This window comes from Halolamina sp. (genome assembly GCF_036626355.1).
Classification (GTDB): domain Archaea; phylum Halobacteriota; class Halobacteria; order Halobacteriales; family Haloferacaceae; genus Halolamina.
The window spans coordinates 44,858-51,822 of the sequence record NZ_JAZKRY010000008.1 but is presented as its reverse complement, the minus strand read 5'-3'; the positions used below and the strand labels follow the sequence as shown (position 1 = coordinate 51,822).

The window sequence follows — 6,965 nt, the reverse complement described above, 5'->3', positions numbered from 1 at the left end:
GTGGTGGAAACGTTTCGGGGACCTGTGTTCGTGGCGCACGACTGTTTCGCGGATGGTGGATCAGCCCGATAAGACAACACGAGAAGCGGTTTTCGTCAAAACGACAGCAACCGTACCGCCAACAGCACCTCGGAGTTCCCAGGGACACTGAGAGCGCACCGCCTCCCGCCCGGCGACTAGACGTGCTCGCAGTTCTTGCGCCGTCGCGAGGCGGACGAGAACCGCAGGCTCTCGCCAGCTACGCACTGGAGGATGCGAGTGAAACGAGCGACTGAAGCGCGCAGTGAGCGCACCGACCGAGTACCAGTAACCGACCGAAAAACAGTTGCACCCGAGCAAAGTACCAGCAGGTAATGCTCTCTCTCGCGCTCGCTGGCAAACCAAACGCCGGCAAATCCACCTTCTACAGGGCCGCCACCATGGCCGACGTGGACGTGGGGAACTACCCGTTCACCACTATCGACCCCAACCGCGGCGTCTCCCACACTCGCACTCGCTGTCCCTGTCTCGACCTCGAGGAGCGCTGTGGGACCGACAACTGCCACGACGGGAAACGCTACGTCCCCATCGAACTTCTGGACGTGGCCGGCCTCGTCCCTGGCGCCCACGAGGGCCGGGGGTTGGGCAACCAGTTCCTCGACGCGCTCACCGACGCCGACGTCATCCTCAACGTCGTCGACGCCGCGGGCGCAACGAATGCCGAGGGCGAACCAGTCGAGGTCGGGACGTTCGACCCGCTGGAGGAGGCCACCTTCATCGAGGAGGAGATGGACCGCTGGCTCGCGGGTATCGTCGACAGCAACTGGGAGAGCGTCGAGCGCAAATCCCGGTCGCCCGACTTCGACATCGACGACGCACTGACGGAGCTGCTCACGGGCTTCGGCGCCGACGAGTACGACGTGACCGCCACCCTCCGGGAGATCGAGTACCCCGACAACCCCCGGGACTGGGACGACGAGACCCGCAACGCGCTCGCGCGTGACCTGCGCGCCAGGACGAAGCCAATCGTCCTCGTCGCCAACAAGGTGGATATCGCGCCCGAGGAGAACATCGAGGCGCTGCGGGAGGTGGACAAGCCCGTCGTCCCCTGTACTGCCAACGGGGAGCTCGCGCTGCGAAACGGCGCCGAGGCGGGCGTCGTGGCGTACGACCCCGGCGACGAGGAGTTCGAACTCGTCGGCGACGTGAGCGAGAAACAGGAGAAAGGGCTCGAACAGGTCCGGACCGTAATGGAGAAACACGGCGGAACAGGGGTCCAAGAGGCGCTGAACGAGGCGGTGTACGGCCTGCTCGACCACATCACCGCCTACCCCGTCCAGAACGAGAGCAAGTGGACCGACGGCACCGGGAACGTGCTTCCCGACGCAGTCCTGCTCCCGGATGGCTCGACACCGAAGGACCTCGCCTACGCTGTCCACACCGATATCGGCGAGGGGTATCTCCACGCTGTCGACGCGCGGGCGAACCGCCGCATCGGCGAGGACCACGAACTGGAGGAGGGAGACGTGATCAAAATCGTCTCTACCGCGTCCTGAACCATGTCGGGGTCGGATTCTGTCGAACAACTACCCCTCGCCGCGCTCCAACCCAGCCAACTGCTCGTGAGCGCCGAGAAACTCCGGGACGTCCTGGACTGGTGGGACGCCGACGACCCGGACCCGAAGCCGCTCCCGTATGCTGAAACCGGTGGAGGACGTTGGGCTGGACGCCGGAGTCGTCGAGGGAGGTGTGGCCGGCGAGGGTGGTGAGGTTGGGGACAACGGCCACGTCGTGCTCGCGGACGGGCACACCCGTGCGCTGGCCGCTGTGCTGTCGGGCACGGAGACCATACCGGTCGTTCGGGAGCCCGACCGTGAGCGCCTCTCGATAGGAGCCTACCAGGACTGTGCCGGCTGGTGCGTCGAGGAGGGTGTCCGGCGGCAGGCGGACCTCGTGGGTCGGGTCGTGAGTTCGGAGACCCACCAGCGAGAGTGGATCGATAGGTGTCACTCTCTCGAGGTGTACTGAGTGGACCCAAAAACGCTATTCCGCCGACCCGCCTCGGAATGGCCGTGAGCAACTCGTTCCGGACGAAAACCGGCCGGTGTCTCGTCGACTCGGAGCAGCTCCGCATCGAGTACGAGAACCGGGGATGGCTCGCGACAGTGCGGGAGGCGCTTACGAGCACGGAGATTCCGGCTTGGCGCCGCGCTGCCGTCGTGCTGTTCTACGTGACGCTGCTGGCCGGCGGCGCGCTCGGTCTCAACGTCGCACCACCGTGGCTCTCCGGTGCGGTCGTCGGGCTCCTGCTCGCGGGCGTCGCGTGGTCGCTCTATCTCGGTCGCAACGGATCGAACGAATCGCTGACAATCCCGCGCGAGAAGGTCGTCGGCGTCGACGCCCACGACGGCTTGCCGCTGCTGACCCGGCCCCGCTTCGTCGTCCGCTACCGGTCTGAGGGCGGCGTCAAGCACCGCTATCTGCTCTGTCCCTCCCAGCTCTACGGCTTCAGGGCCTACGAGACAGGGAACGCGCTGTTCGAGCGACATGGCCTGCTCGAGCGCGAAGATGGCAAGAGTGGTGGCCGTTCCGAGCACTCCGGGTGAGTAGGCGAGGACCGGTTCAACAGCGCCACCGGCAAATTGGGTCGGAAGACGGCTCAGCCGGCGATCTGCACCCACTCAGATTCCTTTCACCGTCTCGATTACCCCGATGGATTCGAGCCCCATCCAGACCAGGAAGACACCGTAGAGCGCGAGGAAGCCGTAGGCCTCTACGTTGGTGAGCTCCAGATCGGTCCGGGTGAACACGATGAACACGAGCGTTGCGAACGCCAGGAACCCCATGGTCGGCACCGCCGCGAGGAAGTTGATGGTCGCCGAGCCGTCGAGCAGGACGCCGACGGGAATGGCGACCAGGAGGTTGAACGTGTTGCTCCCCAGCACGTTCGTGAGGCTGGTGACGTCGTCGTCGTTCTGGGCCGCACGCACGCTGACGAACGCGTCGGGGAGACTCGTCGCTGCGGCGATGACGGTGAGTCCCCAGAGGAAGCTCGGCGTGTCGAAGACGTCGCCGAAGGTGAGCGCTGCGCGCACCACACCCTCGACCCCCACGCCGATTAGCACCAGCGCACCCACGAGTATCGCCCACTGTTTCAGCGGCGAGACGGAGATATCGTCCAGACTGACGTGTTCACTGACGTCCTGCTGGTGGAGAAAGACGTAGATCCCGTACGTCACGATGGGGAACAGCGCGAGCGTCGGCGTCACGATCGCAGCGGCGTTGGTCCCCCCGGGGACGTACGTCGCACCGAGGGCGAAGACGATGAACAGGACGAGGATGCTGATGACGTAGAACTGCGCGTCCTTGAGAACGATATCCCGAGTGGACTCCAACCGCTCGCTCGACAGCGCCGACATCGCGGGGATGACCAGGAGATTGAAGATGGCACTCCCGACGATGGCGCCGACACCCAGGGAGAACTCGCCGTGGAACACCGTACTGATGACGACGGAGCTGAGTTCGGGGAAGCTTGACCCAACGGCGACGACGACAGCACCGTGCACGCCAACGGGGAGCCCGTAATGTTTGCTCAGCCGTTCAGCTGCACCTTCGAGAAGTTCGCTCCCTTTCCAGATGACGCCCGTCGAAACGACAGCAAGCAGAAGGGAGACGAGCAGCGGGTTCATCGAACGGTGATTCACCGTACTCAGTAAAAGGAGTATCCAACCGGAGTCAGCGACACGACCGGCGAGGGGACGGGGAACGCCTCCGAGACCCCCCAGAGGGTCGTTCACGAGCGCTTCACGGAGCGGCTCCGTGAGCTGGGACGGTGACCGAGCACGAGACGGCGCTAACCCCGTTATCTGGGAGGCCGAATCGGGTCCTCCCGACCGGTCGGCTAGTCAAACCCGGCGGGACACAGTACGTCGACAGCCTCGGTCAGGAGCGCACCGAGCCCAGAGCGCGCAGGGAGGTGATGCAGGTGAACCTGCCGCCCGCGCTACCGGCGGAGTCGGACGACCGTCTCCTCGCCGTCGTCGTCGATCGCAACCAGACCGTCGTCGTCGAGATCGGCCGCCAGCTCACGGAGCCACGCCTCACCGTGTTCCCCCCCATAGTCGACGCGCACTCTTGGGCCCAGCTTCGCCAGCGGGAGCTCGTCGAACTCCGAGAGCGCCCGGACGACCCGCCCCCGGAACTGCCGGCGTGAACCCTCGAACGTGGGCTGTTCGGGCACGTCCGGGGCGGTGAAATCGCCGGTCTGGTAGGCGTGACACCACTCGCGCCAGGGGCAGCCGGCCTCGTCACAGCGTGGCTTCTTCCCGCAGGCCACGCCGCCAAGTTCCATGATGGCGTTGTTCCAGACGCTGGATTCGCCCTCCAGCATCAGCGTCTGAGCCGCTTCCTCGAACAACCGGTCGTCATCAGGCGTGGCGAACGCGCGGTGACAGACTCGCTTGACGTTCGTGTCGACGACGGCGTTCCCGCTATTGAACGCGAAGGAGGCGACGGCGTTGGCCGTGTACGGGCCGACACCCATCAGCTCCGAGAGCGCCTCGGGCGATTCGGGGAACTCGCCGCCGTAGTCGTCGACGACCTGGTTGGCCGCCTCGTGGAGATATTTGGCGCGATTGTTGTAACCGAGCGAGTGGTCGGTCCAGAACGCCACCACCTCGGCGCGGTCGGCGTCGGCGAGCTCCTCGACGGTGGGCCAGCGCTCGCAGAATGCCTCCCAGGCGCTCACCACCCTGTCGAGCTGGGTCTGCTGGCTCATCACTTCGCTCACCAGGATCTCGTAGGGGTCGTCGGTGCGGCGCCACGGGAACGCCCGATGGTCGGCCTCGTACCACGAAATCAGCGCGTCGCGAACGGCGTCGAGGTCGACGTCGGCCGGGAGCGGCTTGACCCGCCCGTCGGGCTCGGAGGAGTCGCCGGCAGTCATGGGGGATGCTCGGGGAGGCGGCCGGTTAGCCGTGGCGGTCCAGCGCCAGGCAAGAGAACGCTCACAACTGGGGACCGTCTGTCTCCAATGAGAAGCTCGCCGTCGTTGTCCGCTCGGCATCCTGATCGACTCCCACCCCGAAGGACGGCTCGCAGGACCGTCTCCGCTGTGGCGCAAAAAACGACGTCGAAAGCGCCGTCTGTCCCGGCTGCCACGCACAGCTCTGACTCCGCAAGCCGTATTCCGCTGCCGCCGGACCACACGACCATGAGTCTCGACGAACTCGATGACGACGTGATGGCGGCATACAGCGACCTCGGCGACGAGCCCACCGTGGCCCTCGACCGGGAGACGAAAAACGAACTCGCGATGCTGCAGGCCGCCCTGGGTGCCGACGAAGGCGAACTGCTCCGCCGCGGCATCCACGCGCTGTTCCAGCAGGTCGTGGGAAGCGGCGACCTCGATTTCCACCTGCGCAGCGGCTACGACGTGACCTACGACGAGTATCTCGCGGGCGCGACCTACGAGGAGATGACCGGTGGCAGCCAGTATCCGGACCGCGACGACGAGCGCCGCTACCAGATGTAGAACCGACCTTTGCGTACCGACCTTTTGCTGCGGGCCGGCGAAGCCGGCCCTGGCAAACGCTCGAGCAAAAGTCTGCGAGCCTCGCTACGGTCGGCTCTTGACCCGCTCACGGGGACTCCGGTCGCTCGCGGTGACGACGAGGAACAGCGGATTGAAAAGCGGGCGATCACCGCATGACCCGTCCGAGCGGACTGTCGCTGCTCCGCTCGAACTCCATGGTCATCGGGAGTTCCGTCACGCAGGACCGGCAGTACCGGTATCCCGATTCGTTAGTGGTTCCGCACTCGGGACATTTCACGACGCCCGCTTCGACGTCGAGCAGGGCTGTCTCGCTTCGCGATGCGGCGGTACTGGTCGTACGGTCCCGTTGGCGGAGGCGATACGCACGGGACAGGACCAGCGCGTGAACCGCCATCGTCCCGGCCAACAGGCCGAGTAGCCAGTGGCTGCTCACCATGAGTTCACCTCCGTGGTACAGTATGTGGTCCAGCCCAAAAGTAGTTAGTCTCGAAACCGGTGTGGGAGGCGTCGAGTTGGGGGGCAGGCTCTGGCGCGACCGCTGCACCGCTCGCAATCCGACTGCCGAGCTCCCTGTGAGTGTGGGGAATGGCTCGGTTCACCACGATCTGACCGAGCCGGGGCCCGGGCCGAACCCGTGATGTCCAAAGTTCTATGACACCCACGGACATGATTGAGTCATGGATCTGTCCGGTACCGTCGCCTTGGTCACCGGCGCCTCGTCAGGAATCGGCGAAGCGACCGCCCGCGCGCTCGCGGACGAGGGCTGTGAGGTCGTCCTGGCTGCCCGCCGGGAAACGCGCCTCGAAACGATCGCGAATGAGATCGGTCGCGAACGTGCCCACCCAGTTCCGACCGACGTGACGAAGGAGTCCGAGATCGAAGCGCTGGTCGAGGAGACCACCGAGACGTTCGGCGGTATCGACGTCCTGGTGGCCAGCGCGGGCGTCCTCGTGATGGAGCCGACCGCCGAGCAGTCGCGGGCCGATCTCCGGCGACAGGTCGAGGTCAACCTCCTCGGTCTGATGAACGTGACCCACGCTGTCCTGCCGAGTATGCTCGACTCCGGGGGCGGGGACATCGTGGCGATCTCCTCGATGAACGCGCGGAACCCTGCCGGGGGCGTCTACTCCGCCACGAAGTTCGGCGTGAACGGGTTCTGCCGCGGCCTCCGGAAGGAGGTATCCGACGCCGGCGTCCGGGTCACGACGCTGATGCCGGGACCGGTCGTCACGGAGATGCGGGACTGGGAAGACTGGGACGGCCGAGCGCTCGACCCGAGCGAGGTCGCTGCGGCCGTCGTCTTCGCCGTCACCCGTCCCGACCACGTCACGTTGCTCGAGTTCCCGGTCCACTCGACGGACATGGTGTCTCAGTGAGCGACGAGTAGTTCGAGCGCAGCGGACGGCAGTCCCGCGTTGAGTTCGGTGAGGAG

At 65.8% G+C, this 6,965-nt stretch carries 8 protein-coding genes; 5 read left to right on the top strand and 3 right to left on the bottom strand.

Going from position 1 to position 6,965, the window contains the following annotated elements; translation table 11 throughout:
* Positions 1-353: 353 nt before the first annotated feature.
* The 3 genes from V5A38_RS02435 (at position 354) to V5A38_RS02425 (ending at position 2,585) form a co-directional block, all read left to right on the top strand.
* Entirely contained in the window at positions 354-1,535 is a 1,182-nt protein-coding gene (locus tag V5A38_RS02435) for a redox-regulated ATPase YchF (RefSeq protein ID WP_332324155.1), read from the top strand.
* Positions 1,536-1,674: 139 nt separating this feature from the next.
* Complete coding sequence (locus tag V5A38_RS02430) at positions 1,675-2,007, top strand: hypothetical protein (protein WP_332324154.1); 333 nt, start codon at positions 1,675-1,677, stop codon at positions 2,005-2,007.
* Between the two features lie 44 nt (positions 2,008-2,051).
* Complete coding sequence (locus V5A38_RS02425; RefSeq protein WP_332324153.1) at positions 2,052-2,585, top strand: hypothetical protein; 534 nt, start codon at positions 2,052-2,054, stop codon at positions 2,583-2,585.
* A 75-nt stretch (positions 2,586-2,660) separates the two neighbouring features.
* Here V5A38_RS02425 and V5A38_RS02420 read toward each other — a convergent pair whose 3' ends face one another.
* Complete coding sequence (locus V5A38_RS02420) at positions 2,661-3,668, bottom strand: sodium:calcium antiporter (protein ID WP_332324152.1); 1,008 nt, start codon at positions 3,666-3,668, stop codon at positions 2,661-2,663.
* A gap of 314 nt (positions 3,669-3,982) precedes the next feature.
* Positions 3,983-4,924 carry an A/G-specific adenine glycosylase gene (locus V5A38_RS02415; RefSeq protein WP_332324151.1) on the bottom strand — a complete coding sequence of 314 codons (942 nt, stop codon included), beginning with the start codon at positions 4,922-4,924 and terminating at the stop codon, positions 3,983-3,985.
* Positions 4,925-5,191: 267 nt separating this feature from the next.
* Between V5A38_RS02415 and V5A38_RS02410 the strand changes: the two genes are divergently transcribed.
* The gene (locus V5A38_RS02410) at positions 5,192-5,512 is read left to right on the top strand and encodes a hypothetical protein (RefSeq protein ID WP_332324150.1); all 321 of its coding nucleotides are present in this window, start codon (positions 5,192-5,194) and stop codon (positions 5,510-5,512) included.
* Positions 5,513-5,678: 166 nt separating this feature from the next.
* On the opposite strand, the gene V5A38_RS02405 is transcribed toward V5A38_RS02410, so the two are convergent.
* Complete coding sequence (locus V5A38_RS02405; protein ID WP_332324149.1) at positions 5,679-5,969, bottom strand: zinc ribbon domain-containing protein; 291 nt, start codon at positions 5,967-5,969, stop codon at positions 5,679-5,681.
* 241 nt (positions 5,970-6,210) lie between these two features.
* On the opposite strand from V5A38_RS02405, the gene V5A38_RS02400 reads away from it, so the two are divergent.
* Positions 6,211-6,909, top strand: coding sequence for an SDR family oxidoreductase (locus tag V5A38_RS02400; protein ID WP_332324148.1), 699 nt, complete (start codon positions 6,211-6,213; stop codon positions 6,907-6,909).
* Positions 6,910-6,965 lie beyond the last annotated feature (56 nt).

Coding starts and splice junctions, on each gene's coding strand:
- V5A38_RS02435 (WP_332324155.1), top strand. CDS start 354: ATGCTCTCTCTCGCGCTCGCTGGCAAACCAAACGCCGGCAAATCCACC.
- V5A38_RS02430 (WP_332324154.1), top strand. CDS start 1,675: ATGCTGAAACCGGTGGAGGACGTTGGGCTGGACGCCGGAGTCGTCGAG.
- V5A38_RS02420 (WP_332324152.1), bottom strand. CDS start 3,668: ATGAACCCGCTGCTCGTCTCCCTTCTGCTTGCTGTCGTTTCGACGGGC.
- V5A38_RS02415 (WP_332324151.1), bottom strand. CDS start 4,924: ATGACTGCCGGCGACTCCTCCGAGCCCGACGGGCGGGTCAAGCCGCTC.
- V5A38_RS02410 (WP_332324150.1), top strand. CDS start 5,192: ATGAGTCTCGACGAACTCGATGACGACGTGATGGCGGCATACAGCGAC.
- V5A38_RS02405 (WP_332324149.1), bottom strand. CDS start 5,969: ATGGTGAGCAGCCACTGGCTACTCGGCCTGTTGGCCGGGACGATGGCG.
- V5A38_RS02400 (WP_332324148.1), top strand. CDS start 6,211: ATGGATCTGTCCGGTACCGTCGCCTTGGTCACCGGCGCCTCGTCAGGA.